Origin of the sequence: Nonomuraea diastatica (assembly GCF_004349015.1) — a bacterium.
GTDB lineage: Bacteria > Actinomycetota > Actinomycetes > Streptosporangiales > Streptosporangiaceae > Nonomuraea > Nonomuraea diastatica.
In genome coordinates this window covers 37,132-58,965 of the sequence record NZ_SMKP01000011.1, presented here as the reverse complement: position 1 = coordinate 58,965, position 21,834 = coordinate 37,132, and the positions used below count along the sequence as shown (strand labels likewise).

Genomic DNA, 21,834 nt, shown 5'->3' with positions numbered 1-21,834 from the left:
GGTGAACGATCTCCATCCTCGAAGGGCTCGCGGACGTCATCGTCCTCATTCCTGACGAACCTCGCCTGCCCCGGTGGTCGCACCCGGGCTGCGACCACAGACTGACGCGCTTGACCTCTCATCGGGGCGTGGCGCAGGACCGCCCCCGGCCGGCGGGCCGTGGCGTCGTCAGAGCAGGTTGGCCAGCGCTTGGCGGGCGGCCCGGATCGCGCCGTCGCGGATTTCGTCCGTCACCTTCGACTGCTCCCGCACGGTGGGTGACCCTGAGAAGGGTCGTCCCGGTTCGCAGCCAGACGGTCGTTTCGGCACTGTCACCGAACTCGGACACGGTTCCCGCGTCCCGCGCGAACGCCTCATCGCCCAGGCTCGACACGTTCCGTACGGCGGAGGTCTGCACGGTACACCGAGCTGTGGCAGCGGGTGCGGCAGGTCGCCGGCGGCCTGGCCGGGGCGGGGTGAGCCCCGCCGACCGGGTGGCCGTGCTCGCCGCCAACGGCCACATGCTGCTGGAGGCGACCTTCGCGGTGCCGGCGGCCGGCGCCGTCCTGGTGCCGATGAACATCCGCCTGTCTCCCGGCGAGCTGGCGTACATCCTCGACCACGCCGAGGTGTCCGTGCTCCTGCACGACGATGGCCTCGCCGCGACGGCGCAGGCGGCGGCCGCCACGAGCGCGGCGCGCCCGCTGCTGGTGCCCCCCGCCGCGTACGACGCGCTGCGGGCCGGCGCCGAGCCGCTCCTGGTCGCGGTGAAGGACGAGCTGGCGCCGCTGTCGATCAACTACACGAGCGGGACGACGGGTCGGCCGAAAGGGGTCGTCTACCACCACAGGGGCGCCTACCTGCAGTCGATGGCGATGGCGCTGCACGCCAGGCTCGACGCGGCCAGCGGCTACCTGTGGACGCTGCCCATGTTCCACTGACACGGGTGGTGCTTCCCCTGGGCGGTCACCCTGGCCGGCGGCCGGCACGTCTGCCTGCCCAAAGTGGAGCCGGGGGAGGCCTGGCGCCTGATCCGCGAGCACCGCGTCACCCACCTGTGCGGCGCCCCGACCGTGCTCACGTCGCTGCTGACCCACCAGGACGCGCCCACAGGCCCCCTCGACCCGCGCCTGCTCGCCTGCGTGGGCGGCGCGCCCCCGAGCCCCGCGCTGCTCGGGCGCGCGCTGCAGGCGGGCATCGACGTGATCCACCTGTACGGGCTCACCGAGACGTACGGGCCCGCGGCCATCTGCCAGCCGCAACCGGAATGGGCCGGCCTCGACGCCGGCGAACGGGCGGCGCTGACCGCGCGGCAGGGCGTGGGCAACGTGATCGCCCAGCGCATCCGGGTCGTCGACGAGCACGGCGACGACGTGCCGGCCGACGCCGCGACCGTCGGCGAGATCGCGATGCGTGGCAACGACGTCATGGTGGGTTACCACCGCGACCCGGCCGCCACCGGCAAGGCCGCGCCCGGCGGCTGGTTCCGTACGGGCGACCTGGCGGTGGCCCACCCCGACGGCTACGTGCAGGCCGTCGACCGCGCCAAGGACGTGATCATCTCAGGCGGCGAGAACATCGCCTCCGTCGAGGTGGAGAACGCTCTGGTGAGCCATCCGGCCGTGCAGGAGGCCGCGGTCGTCGCGCGCGCCGACCCGCACTGGGGCGAGGTGCAGGTCGCGTACGTCAGCCTGGCCACCGGCGCGAGTGTCACCGAAGGCGAGCTCGTCGAGCATGTCAGGGGGCGCCTCGCCCCCTTCAAGGCACCCCGGGAGGTGGTCTTCTGCGACCTGCCCAAGACCTCGACCGGCAAGATCCAGAAGACCGTGCTCAGGGAACGCGCGGCCGGCGGCGGCCCCGATCAGGCGAGCTCGACGTAATCGAGCTCGGCCCACCGCGTCAGGTGCCGCAGGCGCAGCGTGTTCCACCCCGCGGCCAGGCTGACCGTCGCCTGGACCTGAGTCCAGTTGTCCCAGCCGCGGTCGGGGTAGTTCACGGTGGCCTGCGCCGACCCGTTCACCGTCAGGGTGTGCTGGGCGTCGCCGTATCCTGCGGCGTACGCCACGTTCGCGGTGTAGGTGCCGCCCACCGGCGCGAACACCCTGATGTCGACCCAGCTGTCGGCGTGGTCGAGCTTCGCCACCACGGCGCCCTGCGACGCGCCGGCCGCACCGGTGCGGACCTCCGCGTGGTTGACCGTGCCACGCTCGGCCTCGTAGCGGACCCGGCTGCCGCGCACGACCTTGTACAGCAGATAGCGCGTGCCGTCGGTGTCGACGAAGCTCGACGGGTCGATGTCGCCGCCCTCGGCGGGGTCGCAGACGAGCGGGCCGTCGCCGATGGGCCGGAACGGGCCGAGCGGGGTGGGCGACAGGGCGGCGCCGATGCACATGCGCTTGGTCGCGGTGCTCGGGCCGGTGAAGTACATGAGGTAGTGCCCGTCCGCGCGGCGGGTCACGTCGGGCGCCCAGAAACCGCCGTCGCCCGCCCAGGACGGCTTGCCGGGCAGAGCGTCACCGCGTACGGTCCACGGCCCGGTGGGCGACGGCGCCTCGGCCACCGGGATGCGGCCGGCCCGGCTGCTGGTGGAGTAGGCGTAAAAGGTGGATCCGGCCCGGATGACGTCGGGGTCGGGGAAGTCGGCCTCGATGATCGCCGGCGGCGGGACGGCGGCGGTCGCCGCGCCAGCCTCACCCCCGCCGGCCGCGAACGTCGCCACCAGGGGTAACACCACGATGAGCCGACCGGACAACCCCATGGGATCCTCCCTCCACCGCGCGTCCGACCGGGCCGTCCGCGTCCGGGCGAGGGCCGGGTGGCGAGCGATCACCACGCGTTCCTGACCGATGGTCTCACAAGGGTCAAGCGTCACGGTCCGGCGCGATGAGCCGCCACGCTCCTGGGTGTAACGTCCAGGACCGGACGGGCGCGGCCGGGAGCGGCTCTCCGTCGGCGTTGGCCGGCACGGGCTCGCCCTCGATGACGACCGTGCTCGCCCTGACGGTGACGACGTCGCCGCGCTCGGGGTGCTCTCCGCGCCGCATCCGCAGCCCGTACGCGAGCCGTGCCCAGGGGGAGACGGCGAAGGAGACGACCACGTCGGCCAGCCCGTCGTCCGGACGCGCGTCCGGCGCCAGCGGGGTGCCGCCGCCGATCGTGGCGCCGTTGCCGACCCCCACCATGAGCACGCGCCGGCGGCCGGACGCGACGACAACGCCGTCAGCGCGCACCCGCAGCCGCCAGCCCCGGCTGCGGATCCCCGCGAGCAGCGCGCCCGCGGCGTACGCGGCCCGGCGCAGCACCGGCTTGAGCGGGGCCGCCTGCTGTGAGGCCAGCGCGCCCGCGCCGACGTGCACGGCGTTCATCACGATCCCGCCCTCACCGTCGACCAGCAGGTCGAGCGGCCGCTCGGTGCCACGCAGCACCAGCAGCGCGGCCTTCTCCGGGTCGAGCGGGACGCCCAGGGAACGCGCCAGGTCGTTGCCGGTGCCCATCGGGACCAGTCCCACCGGCCGGTCGGCGAGCTCGCCGCGGGCGAAGAGGGCCGCCAGCACCGTGTGCAGGGTGCCGTCGCCGCCCAGCACCACGGGGTCGCGGTCGGGGTGCCCGGCCAGGACGCGGTCGACGCCCCCGTGCGCCGCCACGTCGGGGGCCACGACCTCGGCCTCGCTCTCCAGCGTGCGCAGCACCGCGTGCCGCGCCTCGTCGTCGTCGCCGCCCGCCGCCGGATTGCCGATCGCCACCAGCCTGCGCGCCATCGCGCCCGCCTCTCCATCGCCCTGGTCCGCCCCGGTTCCCCCGGCAGGCCCGGCGAAACTTCCCGGGGCTGGACGGTGAGGCGCACCCCGGCGGTGGACACATTATGTAGATCGATCTATTCTTTCCGTATGGCGATCAAGGGGGAGCAGACGCGGGCGCGGCTCATCGACGCCGCGCGCACGCTGGTCGAGGAGCGGGGCTACTACGGCACGGGCCTCAACGAGGTGATCGAGGCCGGCCGGGCGCCCAGGGGCTCGCTCTACCACCATTTCCCCGGCGGCAAGGACCAGCTGGCGGCCGAGGCCGTCGCCGCGTCCGGCCGGGAGGTCGACGCCCTCATCAGGAGCCTGGCGGACGAGGCCGCCAGCATCGGTGCGCTCATCAACGCCGTGCTGGACGCGCTGGCCGGCCGGATGGAGGCGGCCGGCTATGCGAAGGGGTGCCCGATCGCCACGGTCGCCCTGGAGGTGGCGGCCACCCACGACGCGCTCCAGCAGGTCTGCGCGGACGCCTACGACGGCTGGGAGCGGGCGTTGGCCGACCGCCTGGTCGCCGACGGTCACCCCCGGGGGGAGGCCGAGGGCCTGGCCTGCTCCCTGCTCGCTCTGATCGAGGGGGCCCTCGTCCTGGCCCGCACCCGGCGCAGCCTGGTGCCCGTCGAGCGGGCACGACGGTCGGCGGCGGTCCTGCTCGGTGCCTGAGCGGAGGGCGATGGCGAAAGGGTTGATTATGACTGACCAGTCAGTCATATCGGCCGGGTGACCCCGAAGAGAGTCGACAAGGCCGAGCGGCGGCAGCAGATCCTGGCCGCCGCCGTCCGGGTGTTCGCCCGCAAGGGTTTCGCAGCCACCCGCATCGACGACGTCGCCGCTGAGGCGGGCATCGCGAAGGGCAGCGTCTACCTGTACTTCGACAGCCGCGACGCGCTCCTGAAAGCCGCGTTCGAAGCGCACGCCGCCAGGGTCGCCGCGCTGCTGACCGCCGCGGGCGACGGCGGCGACCCGCTCGACCGGCTGGAGACGCTGATCGGTGCCACGCTGACGATGCTGGTCGCCGATGCCGACCTCGCCCGCGTCCAGCTGGACGTGTGGAACAGCCCTTTGGACATGGCGGGCCTCTACCGCGACTTCCGCACGACGGTCGCCGGCCTGCTGCGCCGGGCCACGATCCGTCCGGTCTCGACCCCGATCGCGCCGCCGCCGCCGCCATCGTCGGCGCGGTCGAGGGCTGCCTGGTGCAGTGCCTCGCCGACCCCGAGTTCGACCTGGGCGGCCTGGCCGAGCCGATTATCCAGATCTGCGTGCGGAGCCTGCGATGAGCCGTATCGACCACGTACTGATAGCGCCCGGCGCGCCCGGCGGCGATCGGCTCCTCTGCTACGGCGCCGCCTCGGCCGGTGCGGCGCTCGCGCTCCACCAGGCCTTACGCGCGGACTTGCCCTGGCGGGCGGTCGTGGTCGTCACGATCATCGCCCTCGACCTGTACGGCGGCGCCGTCGTCAACGCCACGGCGGCGGCCAAGCGCACATACCACGCGCCCGGCCGGACGGCCAGGCATCACCTGATCTTCGTCGGCATCCACGTCCAGCCCTTCCTCATGGCGTGGTTCGTCCCGGCGTTCACCTGGGACGCCGCCCTGACGATCTACCTGATCGCGTGGGGAGGGGCCGCCGCCCTGCAGTTCGCGCCGCCGGGCGTGCGCCGCCCGGCGGCCTTCGCGATCGCCGTGCTCGGCCTCACGCTCGTCACCGTCCCGCAGGCCGTCGCCTGGTTCACGCCGGTGCTCCTGATCAAGCTCCTGCTCTCCTACCTGCAGCCCGCCGAAGCGGCTTCGGCGCACCGGACCGCATGCGGTGCGCCACCGTGAACAAGGACGGCCTCGACCAGGACGTGCCCGCGCTGACGGGCTGCCCTTCTCCTTACCCGAACTGGCCGGGCTGGTAGTCGCCGGCCGGCTGCTGGGTGATGACGTTCAGGCGGTTGAAGGCGTTGATGGTGGCGATGAGCGTCACCAGGGCGCTGAGCTGCTCCTCGTCATAGTGCTTGGCGACGTTTGCCCAGACCTCGGCCGAGACACCGCCGGCCGCGTCCGCCATGCGGGTGCCCTCCTCCGCCAGCTCCAGGGCGGCGCGCTCGGCCTCGGTGAACACCGTGGCCTCCCGCCAGGCCGCGACCAGGTTGAGCCGCAACGAGGTCTCCCCGGCCTCCGCGGCATCCTTGGTGTGCATGTCGATGCAGAAGGCACAGCCGTTGATCTGACTGGCACGCAGCTGCACCAGTTCCCGCGTCGTGGCCGGCAGCGTCGAGTCCGCGACCACCTTGCTCACCGCGACGAAGTGCTTCATGGCCTTGGCCGCGAGCTGGTTGCCGAAAAGGTTCAGACGAGCATCCATGGTGGGCCCCTTGTCGTTATTGCTGGGCATACCCCACTGACGGGACAGCCCGGCGAAACGTGACAGGAACGCGTGTGACATGGGCCACCCCGCGCTTAACGCGTCGTCCAGGACCCCCGCGGGCGTGGTGTCCATGGGGTTTCGCGTTGGCCGATCAGCGGGAACATGGTCATTGCTGGAAGGCGAGGACGAGCGATGCGATGGCCAGCCCCAGGAACCAGCCCGGAATCAGCGTCTTCAGATAGACCCGAGCACGGAAGTGCACGACGATGGCGCCGACGAAGAACAGGACGAGGCCGATGGCGGCGGCAATGCCAACCCACGGGGCGCCCAGGAGCCCCAGCAGCAGCCCCACGGCTCCGGCTGCCTTGAGCGCTCCGAGCGTCGGCAGCCAGGATTGCGGGATACCAAGCTGGACTCCGTTGGCGAGCACGAAGTCGGCTTTGAGGAAGTCGGCGATCGCGGCCCAGGCGTTGAACACGATCGTGACGATGGTGACAGTCGCGTACGCAGTGAACATGGCGCGTTCTTCTCTGCTCAGCCGGACATCCGGTGGCTACCGAGGACGTCGAGGGGTTGCGGTGCCGCCGCGAAGGCCGTCCGAACCTCCGCGACACCCTTCCCGACACCTTCGTCGGCCACCTGGTGGCGGGTCGTCGTCACGGGCACGCCGGCTCCTTCCCCCTTGATCGGCCCTTTGAGCGTCCCAGCCTGGTGGAGCCGCCTAGTTGGTGTCCAATACCTGCTTCAATAACCGGTTGGCATGGATGTCGGCATCCGGCGCTCGTACGTGGTTTGCACCCGTTCCAGGGGGTCCATCAGAGCGGAGACACCAGAACGGTGACAGCGGCTCGCCCTGTGGCGCGAGGTCCGGAGGCGCTCATCGGCTGCGCGCTGCGGCGACGACCGCGGGCACGATGGCCAGGGCCAGGATGCCGCCGCCGATGGCCAGGAGGGGGAAACCGGAGGCGGCGACGACGAGGCCCGATGCCATGCCGCCGGTGGCGCCCGCGATGGCGATGGAGACGTCGACCAGGCCCTGCGTTCTGGCACGGGTGGCCAGCGGGACAGCGTCGGTGACGATCGTGGTGCCGGCGACGAGGCCGAGATTCCAGCCCAGTCCCAGCAGCGCGAGGGCCACGGCGAACAGGGCGACGGAGTCGCCCGGGGCGTTGGCGGCAACGATTCCGGCGGCCAGCAGGACCAGCGCGGAGGCCGCGGCGATCCTGAGAGGGCCGAAGCGGTCGACGAGCCAGCCGGTCAGAGGCGAGGGCAGGTACATCGCGCCGATGTGGATGGCGATAACGAGGCCGGACGCGGCGGTGCCGTGGCCGTGGTCCTGCATGTGGACGGGCGTCATCGTCATGATCGCGACCATGACCACCTGGGTGAACACCATGACCAGCGCACCGGCCGGCACGCCGGGCCGGCGCCTTCCGCCCGTCGGGCGCGACCGGCCGCCGGCACCGTCCGCTTGCGCGTGGGCCGCGGCGGTGCGTTCGGCCTCAAGGGCGCGGGCCAGCAGCAGGGGGTCAGGGCGCAGCCAGCCCGCCAGGACCACGGTGGCCATCGCGTAGGCGGCGCCGGCGAGAAGGAAGGGCCCGGCCAGATAGGGAATGCCGAGGGCATGGGCGAGGTCGCCCGTGGGCGCGGCCAGGTTGGGACCGAGCACCCCGCCCAGAGTGGTGGCGACCAGCACGGTGGACACGGCGTCGGCACGGCGCCCGGGGGCCGCCAGGTCGGCGCCGGCGTAGCGGGCCTGCAGGTTTGTGGCCGTGCCGGCGCCATAGACGAACATCGCGACGAACAGCAGGAGGGAATTGCCGGCGATGGCGGCAACGACGACGCCCGCGCTGCCGGCGGCGCCGGCCAGGTATCCGGCGGCGAGGCCGGGGCGGCGGCCGTACCCTTGAGAGATGCGCCCGACGGCGACGGCCGCCAGCGCCGAACCTGCGATGGACAGCGCACTGACCAGCCCGGCAAGACTGGTGGAGCCGAGCATGTCCTGCGCGAGCAGGGCGCCGACGGTCACGCCGGCCGCCAGCCCGGCGCCGCTGAGGATCTGAGCGGTGACCAAGGCGATCAGGACGCGGCGCTGCGCCTGAAGGCGCGGGAGGTCCTCGGGCCGGGCGGGCACGACGGTCTTCACGAGTGAGCTCTCTCGATAAGCATGAGTCTGATCACAACGAGCCGACTGGTCTCTCAGCGGTAGCGGTCGCTACCCGGAGTGCCGGCTACGGGGTCAGCCCCGGTCACCGAGGTTCAGGCGGTCGGCCAGCCCGGCGTCGGTGAAGGCGGTTACCAGTTCGTCACGGCCCTCGGTGAAGTGCGCCCAGCTGTCGTAGTGGACGGGGATCACCCGGCGGGCGCCGAGGATCTTGCCTGCCTCGGCGGCCTGCGCGCTGTCGAGGACGATCAGCGCGCCGTCGAAGAGGACGGGGAAGCGCGGAGCCCCGGCGAAGAGGATGGCGGTGTCCACCGGGCCGAAGCGTTCGGCGATCTGCTTGACCAGGTCGAGCGAGGCGTTGTCGCCGCTGACGTAGATCGTGGGCAGGCCCTCTCCGGTCAGGACGAATCCGACGACTTGGCCGGTGATCGGTTCGACGTCCTCGCGTGCGCCGGGTCCATGGATCGCAGGCACGCCCGTGACGGTGATCGTGCCGCCGCCGGGGCGGTCCAGCTCGATCGACTCCCAGTCGGCCAGCCCTTTGGCCCCAGGCCCCAGGCGCTCCCCGCCACCTGGCGTGGTGAGGGTGAGCGGGACGTCGGCGAGTAGCGCTCGGCCGGAGTCGTCGAGGTTGTCCGGATGCTCGTCGTGGGAGAGCAGGACCACGTCGATACGGCCGATGCCGGTGGGCGCGACGGCGGGGGGCGCCGTCTTGGTCAACCGGCCGCCCGGGACGTGGTAGTCGCCGGGAGCGTCGAACGTCGGGTCGGTCAAGAACCGCAGGCCACCGTACGCGAAAAGGGCGGTCGGCCCGCCGAAGACTCGGACGGGGACGTGCTCGTTGTTCGTACTGGCCATCCCGGCACCTCACGGATGAGTAGGGGTTTATCCGTGAAAGGTAGCGGTGCCTCACGGCTGAACGCAAGCCGTACCATGAGAGTCATGAGCGAGACCCTGACCGCACCGTCTGTGCTGCCGCCCGCGCCGGGAGCGGAGGACTACCTCGCCCTCGATTTCGTCAACAGCGCCATCGCGCTGCCTGGAGGGCAGGTCATCGATGCCCTCCGCACTCCTGGGGCGACGAATCAGTGGCTCACCGAACGCGGTCTCGCTCCGGCCGACGCCGGGGTGCAGGAGATGTGCACGATGCAGCTGCGCTCGCTGCGCGAGCACCTCAGGGCGTTGTTCGCCGCCCGCGTCGCCATGCTGCCCGCCTCGCCTGCGGCTTTGTCCGCCGTCAATGACGCCATGAGCAGGGTCCCCACGGCCGCCCGGCTGCACTGGGACGAGAACGGCCCCTACCGCGCGGTCCCGTGCCCCACCAACGAGGTCCTCGACCATGCTCTGGCGACTCTTGCGGCCAACACGGCCGATCTCCTCGCCGGCCCCGACGCCGAGCGCCTCACCGCCTGCGGATCCGCCCCCTGCAACCGCTACCTGCTGCGTCACGGCCGCCGCCACTGGTGCTCCACCCGCTGCGGTGACCGCGCCCGGGCCGCCCGCGCCTACGCCCGGCGCACTCAGCCCAAGGCAGGCTGACGAACCCCGCACCCCATCGGGCTGCCAGACCGCTGTCCGTGATGACGCCTGGTGAAGAGTCGCTGAGCGCCATCAGCCCGGGGAGCCGTTGCGAGCGGACCGGGCTCGATCGATCTCCGTAACCGGGGACGCACCACATCCGCGGTCTCCGTGTGCGTGACCTCCGCCTTGCCCCGGGCGCGCGACAGCGGGCGTAGCCCGATCATGGTGGTGTCCGCCCCCGGATGCCCTCCGCTGGAGGAACGTACCTCGTGAACTCGCAGGTCAAGGGGCCGGTGCGGCTCGGGTGGGGCGTACTCGTGCTGGTCGTGGTGGTGCTCCTGACGATGGCCATTCCCATGTGGAATGTCAGCAGGTATTGGTCACCGGGCCGGCGGCTCGGTCAAGATTCCGTCATGGGATGGCCCCAGAGTGATGATCGTGCGGCGCTCGCGTGGCAGACGTCAGGTCGGTCCGTGCAGGGGGACTCCCCGTCACAGCACGAGGCGCGCCAATGCTCCCTGTCGCGTGCACACCCCACCTATCTCCGGAAAGGAATGCGATGCAGAAGACGATGCGGGCGGTCGCCGGGGTACAGGGCCACTGCATGTCTCCGGTGGGCACCTCGTATAGCACCGCTTACCTTTGAATGCCGCAGCGCGGCCCTCTCGGGCAACCCACAGGAACGGTGGTAGGCAGGCGACCACACCGCGTCAACGGCAGGAGCCAGGCTGTCCGGTGTCGACGCCGAGGCCGCGGCCGATGCCACCTGAAAGACGTCGTATCGACGCGCTGAGAGATTTCGAACCGGGTGGCGTTCTCCCAACGGCACATACAGCCGTTTGAGCGGCACCGTATCGGCGCCGGCCCGCGTGCCGGAATTCCCCGTGGAGGCCGCGATCAGGCAGGGGCGCCGAACCCACTGGAACCCGTCCGCCCCGGAATTCAGTGCTGGGCCACACGGCGCGATGTGCGAAACATTCTCATCGCGCTGCCGGGTGAGATTCCCGGAATCCCCGGGGCCGGGTGAGACGACATAAAGGAGGTGACCATGCGCACATCCGGATGGGACTAATACGAGCCAGGTGAGGGCTCCGCGCCCACGCAAAGGAAGGGTACGACGCGACGACAAAGGAGGTGACTACGAGCATGAGCAGATGTAACTGATGCGAGGTTTATCGTGGCCGGGGCGGAGTGCACAAATGTGCCGCCCGCCCCGGCCGCCTGAGGATGAGAGTTCAGAGATCTCAAGAATGGTCACCTATACAAGCCTGTTCGCCGCACGCGAGTTCCGATACCTGTATGCGGGCTATGCGCTTTCGTATGCGGGGGATCAACTGGCCGCGGTGGCGGTGGCCGTGCTGGTGTTCGAGCGGACCGGATCGAGCATGCTCACCGCGATCGCGTTCGCCTCGGCGTTCCTGCCCTCGGCTCTGAGCCCTTGGCTGGCCACCTTTGCCGATCGGCTGCCGTGGCGGCGGCTGCTCATCGTGTGCGACCTGGCCAGGGCGGCGCTGGTGGCGGCACTCGCGATACCCGGTGTGCCGATCGGTGCCGCGATCGCGGTGCTGTACCTGGCCCATGCGTTCACCCCGCCGTTCAAGGCGGCCAGGGCCGCGCTGATGCCGCAGGTGCTCAGCGGCGAGGCCTACATCGCCGGCAACGGCTTGACCAACCTCACGTACCAGATCAGCCAGGTCGCGGGGTTCGCGATCGGCGGAGCCGTGGTGGCGGCGATCACGCCGGCGGGGGCGTTGCTCGTCAACGCGGCCACCTTCGCCCTCTCCGCGCTGCTGATCCACCGCGGTGTCACCCCTCGCCCGGCACCATCGAATGGCGGCACGGCCTGGGCGCCGTTTCGCGAGGCTCGGGACGGGCTGAGATACGTCTTCGCCGACCCCTGGCTACGCAGCTGCCTGTTGCTCGTGTGGACAGTCCCCGCCTTCGCCCTGGCCTTCGAGGCCATCGCCTACCCCTTCGCACGGGAGTTGGGCGGAGGGCCGCCGCTGGCCGGGGTGCTGCTGGCGATGGGCGCGCTGGGCTTCGCCGCCGGTGCGTTGCTGCTGACACGATGGGTGCGCCCGCCAAGGCGGGACCGGCTCCTGGTGCCGCTGGCGATGCTGGCCGGCGCCGCGCTGCTGCCGCTGCTGGCCGATCCGCCCGCCCCCGTGGTGCTGGCCGCGCTGTTCGCCTCCGGATTGGGTTGCTCGTTCTCCACGCCGCTGAATGCGGAGTTCATCCGGCGCGTGGCCGCCGGGTTCCGGGGCCGCGCCATGGGAGTGGCCATCGCGGGCATCGCCGTGGGGAACGGCGCGGGATTCCTGACGGCGGGCTGGATCCTCGAATTGGGGTTGTCAGCCTCGGTCACCGCGGGCCTGTGCGGACTCGCGGCGCTGGTGGCGGCTGTGGTCTTCGGCCGCACCTGGCAACGCGACGCACCTGACCAGCCCGGGAAGAGCACGGCGGATGAAGCCTAGCTGTGTCGTCGCCGTTCCACGGCGACCAGTTCGCCGCTGCGGGCGCTCTTCCGCGACAACGCCTCCCGCCCGTTCGGGCTCGAAGGGCCGCGCACTGATGTCAGGCCCCCTCCGCCCGCCATGTCGCTGAGACCAAGGATGATCATGGTTCGCTTGGACGACACACCTCACTCCTCTGCCGGGCGGCCGGCGCGCAAGAAGCGGCGCTGGCGCCGCTGGATGGCGGCGTCGATCGTGCTGGTGGTGGCCGCGCTGCTGTTCGGCGCGTACGGCTGGCAGCCGGCCGAGGACGGCCGCGCCTTCCGCTCGCCGTACCTGGCCCAGGTCGGCTCCCGCTACGCCGACACGCCCATCGCCCGCTTCCACTACGTCCAGGCTGGGTCCGGCACCCCGGTGATCCTGCTCTCGCCCGGCGGCACCTCGGTCATCGGCTGGAAGGACCAGCTCGATGCCCTGGGCCGCGACCACACCGTCTACGTGGTCGACCTGCCCGGCCAGGGGTATACCCGGCTCAAGGACCACGACTTCGCCTTCGACCTGGACGCCATGACCGCCGCCGTCGGCGCGTTCATGGACGCCGTCGGCGTACGGCAGGCCGCCCTGGCGGGCAATTCCTGGAGCGGCGGCTGGGCTTTGGCCTTCGCCCAGCGCCACCCTGACCGCGTCACCAGGCTCGCGCTGCTGGACGCCACCGGGCTGGATCTGCCGGGCACACCGATGTGGGAATCCCTGAAGATCCCGGTCGTCGGCGAGCTGGCCGTCAAGTTGTCCACCGGCAAGTCCACCGTCCGTGGCCTGGCCGAGGGCATGATGGTCAACAAGCGGCTGGTCACCGACCAGTTGCTGGAGGAGTGGTGGGCGCCGATGACGTTCCACGACAACATCCGCGCCACCTACCTGCTGGAACGCCGCCTGGACTGGGCGCCGACCGAACGCGCGCTCCCTGCCACCAAGACCCCGACCCTGGTGCTGTGGGGCAGGCAGGACACCATCCAACCTGTCGAGCGCGCCCATCGGTTCGCCGCGTTGCTGCCCAACGCCCAGCTCCAGATCCTGAACGGCTGCGGCCACGTCCCTCAACTTGACTGCCCCGAACCGGTCAACCGCCACCTCCAGGCATTCTTCGCCGACTCCCACGGAACGCGCTGAGACAGCCGAGGCCCGGCGGCCGGGTAACCCCTGATCAAGGAGATCGGGCTCTGTCCCCGCTTCGGTGTCGGGCCTGGCGATGGTGGGGCCCTCAGAAGCGGGTGGGGCCGCCGTTGGATTCGACGGCGTCGCGGGCGGCCTGCACGAAGGCGCGGATGCGGGCGGTGCCGGCGGCGGTGCGCCAGACGACTGCGACGTCGGTGTCCGGGGCGTCCTCGAACGGGACGAAGGCGATGTCGGGTCTGTTGTAGTAGCGCTCGACGGAGGCGGCTACGGGAGAGATGCCTTGGCCTGCGGCGATCAGTGCCAGCAGTTCCTGGAACGTGCTGATGTCCTGGCCGCGGGGGATGGGCCTTCCGCTTGGGGTGAAGCGGGGGACATGGAAGTCCCACCAGTAGCCGGGGGCGGGACCGGTGACGCCGAACACCGTGTCCCGGGCCAGGTCTTCCAGGGAGACGCTGGACCGGCGGGTGAACGGATGGCGTGCTGGCACGGCCAGGACGCGGGGTTCCGTCAGGACGACCGGGCCCACGGTCAGGTCGGGCTCGGTTACGGGTAGCCGGGTGAGCAGGACGTCGACGTCGCCGGCGCGCAGCGGCCCGAGAGGGTCGGAGAAGTGGGTCTCGCGCATCTGGACCTCGCAGCCGGGGTGCCGGGCCCGGAAGCCGTCCATGATCGTGGGGGTGAGCTCGCCCGCACCGACGCCCAGGAACCCGACGCGCAGTGTGCCGTGCACGCCGCGGGCGGTGGCCGTCGCCCGGTCCATCGCCGCGGTCAGGCCCTGGTACAGCGGTTGCAGGTCGTCACGCAGCTGGGCGCCCAGCCGGGTGAGCTCTACGCGGCGGCTGGTGCGCTCGAACAAGGGCGCGCCGATCCGGCGCTCCAGCTTCCTGATCGTCTGGCTGACTCGTGGCTGGGACAGACGCAGCCGCTCGGCAGTGCGGCCGAAGTGCATCTCGTCGGCCAGTACGAGGAAGGCCTCCAGTTCGTGCCGTTCGGGCAGGTGAGCACCGTCCATAAGCACCGATTATCGCTCGTTTCGTTCTTCGCCGTTGTTCGGGGGTTGCGCGCGAATCGATCGTGGACGGGGTCCCGGAAGCTGAGATCCAGGAGATGCTAGACGTGAGCGCAGGTATCGACACCGCGGCGGCCGAACAGGGCGCGAAGGCCCCGGATTCCGGCCGGTTGTCCAGGCGTGAGGTGTGGACGCTGGTGGTGGTGATGGCCGGCACGTTCATGGCGATCATGGATTCGTTCATCGTGAATGTGGCCGTGCCCTCGATCCGCGCCGAGTTGTCGGCGAGCTTCTCGCAGGTGGAGCTGGCGGTCAGCGGCTATGTGCTGGTGTACGGGCTGCTGCTGGTGACCGGGGGCCGGCTGGGTGACCTGTACGGTACGCGGCGGTTGTTCCTGGCCGGGACCTGGGTCTTCCTGCTCGGCTCCTTGGCGACCGGGCTGGCCCCGATCCGGTGTCGTTGATCGCGTTCCGCGCTGTCCAGGCGGTGGGGGCCGGCCTGTTCTATCCGCAGGTGCTGGCGGTGCTGCAGACCGTGTTCACCGGCCGGACGCGGGCGACGGCGTTCGCGGTGTTCGGCGCGACGATCCGGCTGCTGCCCTCCGGTCGCGCCTCGGGTATCCGTTCCGGCCTCGACCTGACCGGCGTCGGCCTGCTCAGCGGGGCGCTGCTCTTCCTGTCGGTTCCGCTGGTGGAAGGGCAGCACGCGGGATGGCCCGTCTGGACGTGGATCTCGCTGGGCGCCTCGGTCCCCACGCTGGCCGCCTTCGTGGCTTGGGAGCGGCGGCTGGCCGTACGCGGTGGCAGCCCGCTGGTCGACCCGGCCCTGTTCCGCCTGCGCGCCTTCGCCTCAGGGAACGCGATCGCGCTGGCCTTCTTCGCCGGGAACGCGGGCCTGTTCTTCGTCCTCACCCTCCAGTTGCAGAACGGGATGGGCTATTCGCCGCTGGCCGCCGGGCTCATCTTCGTCCCGCTCGCCGCGGCCTTCGCCGCCGCCTCGCTGCTGGGGCCGCGTATCCAGGCCGTGCTCGGGCACCACGCGCTCACCCTCGGCTACGCGATCAACGCCGCCGGTACCCTCGCGCTGCTCGTCACGGCCTGGGCCGCCGGAACCGGCGCGACGGGCTGGATCCTGCTGCCCGCCCTCGCCGTCATCGGCTTCGGCGAAGGTCTGGGCGTCAGCCCGCTGATCGGAACGGTGCTGACCGGTGTGCCCGCGGTCCTGCTGCCGCCTCTCTTCCGCGGGCGTGCCCTGCGCGACGGGCGAGGGCGGCGGTTCAACCGAGCAGCTGTTCCAGGCCGTGGGACAGCCCGGTGAGCGCTTCGCGGACCAGCCGGTAATAGATGTAGTAGCTGTGCCGTTGCCGTTCGACCCAGCCGGCGTCGTGCAGGAGTTTCATGTGCTTGGAGATGGCCGCTTCGGTGAGTCCGATGAGGCCGGCGATCTCCCGGGTGGAGCGGGGCCGTACGGCGAGCAGCTGGAGGATCTGCAGGCGGGTCGGATCGCCCGCCGAGCGCAGCAGTTTGAGCAGGTCGGCGGAGGGGATCGGGGCGCGTCCCTCCTGCTGCATCTCGGCGAGGGCATAGGTGATCAGTACGGTCGTCCCACGCCACCGCGGTGGGTTTGCCGGTTGACCACGGAGACCAGTTCGGGCCAGACGAAATGAGAGGGCACGAGCACGATCTGATCGTGCTCCGTCATGGTGAGGTTGAGGGGATCGCTGTTGTTCCGCCGCCGGGGCGGCTGGATCACGATCTCTCCGGAGCCCGGGTCCGGTCGCACATGGGGAGAGAGCTCCTCCAGCATCGGGGTGAGACCGCGGCGGGACAGCGCGCGCCCCCGGCGGGTGATGTCGGCGAGCAGGCGGGCCTCCAGGCGTGGCCAGTCCGGGGCGATGCAGGCGTCCCAATAGGACGACAGGAACGCGGCGAAGCGCTCGCGGACACGTTCGGGGTCGGTGGTCAGCTCGTGCATCACGGGCACGGAGGCGGGGTGGACCGCCTCGATCTGCGACAGCGCCCGCTCCCGCAGGTCCTCGTCGCGGGCAAAGGCGCCGTGTGAAATCCGCGGCCCGCGCCGATTGCTCAACAACGCGGCATGAATCAATGGGGCGGCGAATTGTTCGACGGGCGCTTCGCGTAACGCGGTCAATTCTTCCGGCCACGACGATGCGTCGGACACCGGCCAGATCTCCGGGAATGTCAGGGGCTTGTCCGTGTACCAGAACCCGTACTTGTGCGTCTCTTCCTTCAGCGCGGAGCTCATGCGCGCACGCGCCCGCAACGCCCACGAGATGTGCAGCGGATGGCGCTTGACATCCTGCAGGACGTTGAGGCTGCGCGTCATCTCGTGTGCCGGCGAGCAGCCAAAGGCCGCCAACTCGGTTTCCGTGTCAGGGAGTCGCAATCGTAGGGTCACCGGCCACGCCTTCCACTCCGTTCAACTGATCGGTTGAACAGTTGGTGCCGTCGGCAACGCTAACGTAGCGTCGCATCAAACGTAAAGAAGAGAAATTGCACGAGAGAAAGGAAACCGGTCTGATGACGATGAGCCGCCGGTCGATCCTGAGTGGCATAGCAGTGAGCCCGTTGCTCCTCACCAATTGCGGACGGGCGGCATCGGAATCCGGGCATGCCGCGGCGCCGACCCCCGAACCGGATTGGCGGGGGTTCCACGATTTCCTGCGCCGGCAGGCGGCGGACGGCCGGTTCTCCGGCGCCGTCGCGGTGGCGAAGGGCTGGAAGGGTGGCAAGCCCCTGCTGGAGGAGGGCTATGCCATGGCCGACAGGCGACGACGTGAGCCCAACACGGCGCGCACCACGTTCAACATCGCCTCCATGGGCAAGATGTTCACCGCTGTCGCCATCGCCCAGCTCGTCCAGCGGGGCAAGCTGTCGTTCGACGACCCGATGGGGGAGCATGTGCGGGGGTTTCCGAGGGAGATCGCCGGCGAGGTCACCCTTCATCACCTTCTCACGCACACCGCGGGCATGGGCGATGTCCTGCGGCGCGGCCCGGGCCATGAGCCGCCGCGCACCATCGGCGCCCTGATGAAGCTGATCGCCAAGGAGCCGCTCGCGTTCGAACCCGGCTCGCAGATGAGCTACAGCAACTCGGGGTTCATCGTGCTGGGCGCGATCGTCCAGCAGGTGAGCGGACAAGACTACGGCGACTATCTCTCCAAGCACGTCTTCAAGCCGGCCCGCATGACCGCCACCGCCATCCGCGCCTACCGGCCGGCCGATGTCCCCGGCATGGCCCACCCGTACGCAGAGAGTGGCGAGGACCTGGGCCGCGAGATCCGGGTGGCCACCCCCGCCGGCGGGGCCTCCTCGACCGTCGGTGACATGATCGGGTTCGCCCGGGCGCTGATGGCGCATCGGCTGCTCAACCGGAAGCTGACCGAGACGGTCATCACCGGCAAGGTGCAGGCATCGGGCCCCGGCCGAGGCCCCGATGACAAGTACGCGTACGGCTTCGGCGTCCGAAAGGTCAACGGTGCCCGGGTCATCGGACACAACGGTGGCAGCCCAGGATATGAGGCGAACCTCGACATCTACCCCGATCTCGGATATGCGGTTGTCATTCTTGCAAACCAGGACAGGGTGATCAGGCCCGCGAGCCGCAAGTCCGAAGAGATCATCACCGCCTGAGATGGCGCAGCCGCAAGGCCCGGGTCTTCCTTGGGGCAAGGGTCGGTGCGGCGCATCGATGGCAGGCGAAGAGGCCGGTCACGGCGCGGCCGGACAGTGACAGAGCAGGACACCGCCATCCATACCGGCAGGTTATAGACACAGATATTGGACGCCGGGCTCCTGCTACTACGAAGCTGGAAGCGCTCGATCGGGCCGATCGAAGAAAGAATTCGGCGTGCCCGTGATCGCCGCCGTCGTCACGACGGTCATCACCAAAGACCAGCCTCAGGAACAGAGTCCGGCACACGGCGAGCTCCCTAATCGCTGAAGGATGAAGTCTGTATGACTCCGCATTCTCGTCAGAGGAAGAGTATGACCCTGCTGATCGGTAAATTTCAGGCCTCGGTCGCAGCCGCTCTTGTGGCTGCCGCGGCCCTCACCGCACCACCGGCCTCCGCAACCCCTCTGCCGGGCACACCGGAACTCACCGCCAGCGCCTCGTGCAGCATTGCGGACCACGCGCAAACGATCGCCGATCATTACATTTCGAAATGCCGGAAGGCGGGCATCCGCAAGGTATTCCCAGCGCAATATCTTCCCAAGACCATCTACACCATCAAAAGAGACAAGTCCAGACCAGGCAAGACGGCGTGGAAGCTGCTGAACGCTAACCGTTGGAAGAAGTACCAAGGCTGATCGCCGGCAGCCGCCACCGTGGTGCCCCGGGGCCGGTCCGGCAGACCCCGCCGGACCGGCCGGTTTGCGGGGCTTTCGACCAGCCCGATGGTGGCCTCGCGTGGATCGCGGATCTCGGCGAGGGTGTGGCTGTCGCCCGCGCGGGCCCGGATCGTGACCGACTGGCTGGAACCGGCGAAGGCCAGATCGACGGCACACCTCCGGAGTGCTGCCGCATGCTGTGCGGCAGCACGCGGTCGAGCTCCACCACGATGCCGGAGGCCCTCACCGGCTGCGATCTGAACATTGAGACGGCCTGCGGGCGTTTCTCAGGCGGAGCCGGTGGCGTGCGGCGACCCGTCCGCCCCTGCCCCGTGGCTGCGCGACCTCGCCGAGCACGGCGACCTCTTCGCCACCGCGTTCACCCTGCCCGGGTAGCGGCCACCCCCGCGTCCCCGGGCTTGTGGCCGTATCATGTCCGGTTCACCAGGTGACAGGGAGCTCGTAGGCGCCGTAGATGATGGCGTCGGTCTTGAACGGCAGCTCCTCCACCGGCGCGGCCAGGCGCAGCGTGGGCATGCGGCGGAACAACGTGTCGAAGACGATCTGCAGCTCCATCCTGGCCAGGTTCTGCCCGAGGCACTGGTGGGGGCCGAAGCCGAACGCGAGGTGATGGCGGGCGCCGCGCTCGACGTCCAGGACGTCCGGATTCTCGAACACCGCGGGATCCCAGTTGGCCGACAGGCCCGAGACGACGACGCCCTCCCCTGCCTTGATGCTCACGCCGCCGACCTCCACGTCCTCGGTGGCCACCCGGGCGGTGACCGCGTCGGCGATGGCGAAGTAGCGCAGCAGTTCCTCCACCGCCGCGGGCGTCTTGGCGGGGTCGGTGGTGATCAGGGTGAGCTGGTCCGGGTGGGTGAGCAGCCCGAGCACGCCGAGTGAGATCATGCTCGCCGTGGTCTCGTGTCCCGCGGCCAGCAGCAGGAAGGCCAGGCTGACCAGAGCGGCGTGGTCGAGGGTGCCCTCCTGGCGGTGCCGGGCGATCTGCCGGCTGAACAGGTCATCGCCGGGTTCGGACTCCTTGCGGGTGATCAGCTCGTCGATGTAAGCGCGCAGTTCTGCGAAGGCGCGCAGGCGGTCCTCCGACGACGAGGTGCGGCGCACCGCCACGGCGGTACGGGTCTGGAAGAAGTCGTGGTCGGTGTAGGGCACCCCGAGCAGCTCGCAGATGACCAGGGACGGCACCGGCATCGACAGCGCCTGCACCAGGTCGACCGGGCGCTCGTCCGTGGCGATCAGGTCGTCGATGAACCGGTCGACGATGTCCTGGATCCGCGGGCGCAACGCCTCCAGCCGTTTCACGGTGAACTCGCCGATCAGCGGACGCCGGCTCGCGGCGTGTTCAGCGCCGTCCATGCCGACCATGAACGGCGGCTGGTCGCGCATCAGCTTCAGGGTCGCCGGATCGGAGACGAAGAACGGAAAGCCGTCCCTGCGCCGGTCCGAGGAGAAACGCCGGTCGGCGAGAACGGCCCGGCTTTCCTCGTGCCCGGACACCAGCCATCCCTCGGCCCCGGTCACCAGCCGGACCCTGCTGATCGGCGCCTGCTCGCGCAGCCGCTCGTAGCCGGTGGGCGGGGCGAACGGGCAGCCACGCTCGACCGGCAGTTCCAGGCCGGCGAGCTCGCCGGCGACGCTCTTCGTCATGAAAGCCTCCCAGTGATGGGTCATAGGTCTGTTCAGTGGGTGGACGTGGTGTGGCCGGTCGGGCGGGCTGTTCCGCCGCCGTCGGTCACCGGCACGACCTCGGAGGCGAGCACGTCCAGCGGCCGGCCGGCCAGGCAGTGCGGCGGGTGTCAGCGGGCGGCCAGCGACTCGTCGCTCCTGGCCCGCAGCACCTGCCGGCGCTGGCCGTCCTTGGCCCAGGCCGGGAAGTTGAGCGAGCCGGGCCTGCGTGCCTGGTTGGTCAGTGTCCACAGGATGCCCTGGCAGATGAACTCCTTGATCATCGCGCCAGGGCGGCCGGCGACGTGGCCCCACATCGCGACGTCGTTCTTGTGCGTCAACTGGAGAATGCCCGCCCCGCGTCCCAGGCTGACGCATTGGGCGACGAGCGCCAGCGCGAGAGGCGCGGGCTGCTCGCCGGCGATCCGGCTCAGCGCGGTGTCGGCGGCGTGCGGGCCCAACTGGACCGCGGCCTGGCAGCTCATCCGGAACGGCAGGTCCGAGGGCGCCGCCGAGTCTCCTGCCGCGATGATGCGCATGTCGTCCACGCTGGTCAGCGTCTCGTCGGTAAGCAGGCGGCCATGGGCGTCGGTGCTGAGCCCGCTGCGTGCGGCCAGATCCGGTACGCCGAACCCGGCGGTCCAGACGGTCACCGCGCTCGGCAGCTCGCGGCCGTCACCGAGCCGTACGGCATCGCCGGTCACGGCCGTCACCATCGTGTCCGGGCCGTCGAGCACGGTCACCCCGAGCCTGGCCAGTCGCGCGGCGACCGAGCGCCGGCCCCGGGCGTGTAGAGAAGGGCCGAGTGCCCCGCCGCACACCAGGGTCACGGCACGGCCGGCCTCGGCCAGTTCGGCGGCGGTCTCGATACCGGTCGGGCCGGCTCCGACCACCGTCACCGTGCCCGTCATCGTGCCCGTCGCCGGCGTGGCGTCAAGGACCTGCCGCAACCGCTGTGCCTCCTCCAAGGTGGCGATCGGGTAGGCGAACTCCGCCGCTCCGGGCACGCCCGAGTCGCCGCTGCCGCTGCCCACCGCGTAGATCAGGTAGTCGTAGCCGAGTGTGCCGCCGTCCGCCAGCTCCACGCCGCGCCCGGCCGGGTCGATCCGGGTCACGGTGGCGCCCACCAGGCGTACGCGCTCGGCCAGGACCTGTCCGTAGTCGACGACCGCGTCGTAGGACCCTCCCGCGTGCTGGTGCAGGCGGATGCGATCGACGAAGGCCGGGCGCGGGTTGATCAGGGTCACGGTCACGTCGTCGCGCTGGGTCAGGCGATTGGCCGCCATGACGCCGGCATATCCGCCGCCGATCACGACCACATCGATGTTCTCGGTCATGG

General features: G+C 70.6%; 24 protein-coding genes and 2 pseudogenes. 14 read left to right on the top strand and 12 right to left on the bottom strand.

Annotated elements, in window-relative coordinates; translation table 11 throughout:
- Positions 1 to 128: 128 nt before the first annotated feature.
- Positions 129 to 1,409, top strand: a pseudogene (locus E1294_RS55515) (AMP-binding protein); the annotation flags it as partial.
- Positions 1,389 to 1,859 (top strand): AMP-binding enzyme, encoded by a 471-nt coding sequence (locus E1294_RS55510; RefSeq protein ID WP_342775012.1) that lies wholly within the window; start codon positions 1,389 to 1,391, stop codon positions 1,857 to 1,859. The pseudogene E1294_RS55515 and the gene E1294_RS55510, both read left to right, overlap by 21 nt.
- On the opposite strand, the gene E1294_RS05840 is transcribed toward E1294_RS55510, so the two are convergent.
- Complete coding sequence (locus E1294_RS05840) at positions 1,841 to 2,737, bottom strand: family 43 glycosylhydrolase (RefSeq protein ID WP_132505322.1); 897 nt, start codon at positions 2,735 to 2,737, stop codon at positions 1,841 to 1,843. The genes E1294_RS55510 and E1294_RS05840 overlap by 19 nt on opposite strands.
- Before the next feature lie 103 nt (positions 2,738 to 2,840).
- Complete coding sequence (locus E1294_RS05835; protein WP_132505319.1) at positions 2,841 to 3,737, bottom strand: diacylglycerol/lipid kinase family protein; 897 nt, start codon at positions 3,735 to 3,737, stop codon at positions 2,841 to 2,843.
- Between the two features lie 129 nt (positions 3,738 to 3,866).
- Between E1294_RS05835 and E1294_RS05830 the strand changes: the two genes are divergently transcribed.
- The 4 genes and pseudogenes from E1294_RS05830 (at position 3,867) to E1294_RS55500 (ending at position 5,604) form a co-directional block, all read left to right on the top strand.
- Entirely contained in the window at positions 3,867 to 4,439 is a 573-nt protein-coding gene (locus E1294_RS05830) for a TetR/AcrR family transcriptional regulator (RefSeq protein WP_132505316.1), read from the top strand.
- Between the two features lie 57 nt (positions 4,440 to 4,496).
- A pseudogene (locus E1294_RS57945) lies at positions 4,497 to 4,619 on the top strand (TetR family transcriptional regulator); the annotation flags it as partial.
- A gap of 206 nt (positions 4,620 to 4,825) precedes the next feature.
- A complete protein-coding gene (locus tag E1294_RS55505; RefSeq protein WP_246082837.1) occupies positions 4,826 to 5,056 on the top strand; it encodes a hypothetical protein in 231 nt (76 codons plus the stop codon).
- Positions 5,053 to 5,604, top strand: a complete 552-nt coding sequence (locus E1294_RS55500) for a hypothetical protein (RefSeq protein ID WP_132505313.1) — start codon at positions 5,053 to 5,055, stop codon at positions 5,602 to 5,604. The genes E1294_RS55505 and E1294_RS55500 overlap by 4 nt, the downstream gene beginning before the upstream one ends.
- Positions 5,605 to 5,656: 52 nt before the next feature.
- On the opposite strand, the gene E1294_RS05815 is transcribed toward E1294_RS55500, so the two are convergent.
- From E1294_RS05815 to E1294_RS05800, 5 genes are all read right to left on the bottom strand, one after another.
- A complete protein-coding gene (locus E1294_RS05815; RefSeq protein WP_132505310.1) occupies positions 5,657 to 6,130 on the bottom strand; it encodes a carboxymuconolactone decarboxylase family protein in 474 nt (157 codons plus the stop codon).
- A 169-nt stretch (positions 6,131 to 6,299) separates the two neighbouring features.
- Positions 6,300 to 6,650, bottom strand: coding sequence for a DoxX family protein (locus E1294_RS05810; protein WP_132505307.1), 351 nt, complete (start codon positions 6,648 to 6,650; stop codon positions 6,300 to 6,302).
- Positions 6,651 to 6,667: 17 nt separating this feature from the next.
- Entirely contained in the window at positions 6,668 to 6,799 is a 132-nt protein-coding gene (locus tag E1294_RS57045) for a hypothetical protein (protein ID WP_281284373.1), read from the bottom strand.
- Between the two features lie 211 nt (positions 6,800 to 7,010).
- Positions 7,011 to 8,279, bottom strand: coding sequence for an MFS transporter (locus E1294_RS05805; protein WP_246082836.1), 1,269 nt, complete (start codon positions 8,277 to 8,279; stop codon positions 7,011 to 7,013).
- A gap of 93 nt (positions 8,280 to 8,372) precedes the next feature.
- The gene (locus E1294_RS05800) at positions 8,373 to 9,155 is read right to left on the bottom strand and encodes an MBL fold metallo-hydrolase (RefSeq protein WP_132505304.1); all 783 of its coding nucleotides are present in this window, start codon (positions 9,153 to 9,155) and stop codon (positions 8,373 to 8,375) included.
- Positions 9,156 to 9,239: 84 nt separating this feature from the next.
- On the opposite strand from E1294_RS05800, the gene E1294_RS05795 reads away from it, so the two are divergent.
- From E1294_RS05795 to E1294_RS05785, 3 genes are all read left to right on the top strand, one after another.
- On the top strand, positions 9,240 to 9,836 hold the full coding sequence (locus E1294_RS05795; protein ID WP_132505301.1) for a CGNR zinc finger domain-containing protein: 597 nt from the start codon (positions 9,240 to 9,242) through the stop codon (positions 9,834 to 9,836).
- A gap of 1,232 nt (positions 9,837 to 11,068) precedes the next feature.
- The gene (locus tag E1294_RS05790; protein ID WP_165977114.1) at positions 11,069 to 12,292 is read left to right on the top strand and encodes an MFS transporter; all 1,224 of its coding nucleotides are present in this window, start codon (positions 11,069 to 11,071) and stop codon (positions 12,290 to 12,292) included.
- Between the two features lie 153 nt (positions 12,293 to 12,445).
- The gene (locus E1294_RS05785; RefSeq protein WP_165977113.1) at positions 12,446 to 13,441 is read left to right on the top strand and encodes an alpha/beta fold hydrolase; all 996 of its coding nucleotides are present in this window, start codon (positions 12,446 to 12,448) and stop codon (positions 13,439 to 13,441) included.
- Between the two features lie 91 nt (positions 13,442 to 13,532).
- On the opposite strand, the gene E1294_RS05780 is transcribed toward E1294_RS05785, so the two are convergent.
- Positions 13,533 to 14,459 (bottom strand): LysR family transcriptional regulator, encoded by a 927-nt coding sequence (locus E1294_RS05780; protein WP_181958458.1) that lies wholly within the window; start codon positions 14,457 to 14,459, stop codon positions 13,533 to 13,535.
- Positions 14,460 to 14,563: 104 nt separating this feature from the next.
- Here E1294_RS05780 and E1294_RS54340 point away from each other — a divergent pair, with 104 nt between their 5' ends.
- The gene (locus E1294_RS54340; protein ID WP_220447583.1) at positions 14,564 to 14,920 is read left to right on the top strand and encodes an MFS transporter; all 357 of its coding nucleotides are present in this window, start codon (positions 14,564 to 14,566) and stop codon (positions 14,918 to 14,920) included.
- Complete coding sequence (locus E1294_RS05775) at positions 14,911 to 15,774, top strand: MFS transporter (protein WP_220447582.1); 864 nt, start codon at positions 14,911 to 14,913, stop codon at positions 15,772 to 15,774. Before E1294_RS54340 ends, E1294_RS05775 begins: the two co-directional genes overlap by 10 nt.
- On the opposite strand, the gene E1294_RS05770 is transcribed toward E1294_RS05775, so the two are convergent.
- Together E1294_RS05770 and E1294_RS05765 are read right to left on the bottom strand one after the other, a co-directional pair.
- On the bottom strand, positions 15,734 to 16,027 hold the full coding sequence (locus E1294_RS05770) for an ArsR/SmtB family transcription factor (RefSeq protein WP_132505292.1): 294 nt from the start codon (positions 16,025 to 16,027) through the stop codon (positions 15,734 to 15,736). The two genes, E1294_RS05775 and E1294_RS05770, sit on opposite strands and share 41 nt — an antisense overlap.
- Positions 16,028 to 16,047: 20 nt before the next feature.
- Positions 16,048 to 16,875 carry a DUF5937 family protein gene (locus E1294_RS05765; RefSeq protein WP_132505289.1) on the bottom strand — a complete coding sequence of 276 codons (828 nt, stop codon included), beginning with the start codon at positions 16,873 to 16,875 and terminating at the stop codon, positions 16,048 to 16,050.
- A 161-nt stretch (positions 16,876 to 17,036) separates the two neighbouring features.
- Between E1294_RS05765 and E1294_RS05760 the strand changes: the two genes are divergently transcribed.
- From E1294_RS05760 to E1294_RS57040, 3 genes are all read left to right on the top strand, one after another.
- Complete coding sequence (locus tag E1294_RS05760; RefSeq protein ID WP_165977112.1) at positions 17,037 to 18,110, top strand: serine hydrolase domain-containing protein; 1,074 nt, start codon at positions 17,037 to 17,039, stop codon at positions 18,108 to 18,110.
- 354 nt (positions 18,111 to 18,464) lie between these two features.
- Positions 18,465 to 18,788: a hypothetical protein gene (locus E1294_RS05755; RefSeq protein WP_132505283.1), complete on the top strand. Its 324-nt coding sequence runs from the start codon at positions 18,465 to 18,467 to the stop codon at positions 18,786 to 18,788.
- 285 nt (positions 18,789 to 19,073) lie between these two features.
- Positions 19,074 to 19,205 carry a hypothetical protein gene (locus E1294_RS57040; RefSeq protein ID WP_281284372.1) on the top strand — a complete coding sequence of 44 codons (132 nt, stop codon included), beginning with the start codon at positions 19,074 to 19,076 and terminating at the stop codon, positions 19,203 to 19,205.
- A 45-nt stretch (positions 19,206 to 19,250) separates the two neighbouring features.
- On the opposite strand, the gene E1294_RS05750 is transcribed toward E1294_RS57040, so the two are convergent.
- Both E1294_RS05750 and E1294_RS05745 read right to left on the bottom strand, forming a co-directional pair.
- Positions 19,251 to 20,477, bottom strand: coding sequence for a cytochrome P450 (locus tag E1294_RS05750; protein WP_132505280.1), 1,227 nt, complete (start codon positions 20,475 to 20,477; stop codon positions 19,251 to 19,253).
- A gap of 149 nt (positions 20,478 to 20,626) precedes the next feature.
- Positions 20,627 to 21,832, bottom strand: coding sequence for an NAD(P)/FAD-dependent oxidoreductase (locus tag E1294_RS05745; RefSeq protein ID WP_132505277.1), 1,206 nt, complete (start codon positions 21,830 to 21,832; stop codon positions 20,627 to 20,629).
- Positions 21,833 to 21,834 lie beyond the last annotated feature (2 nt).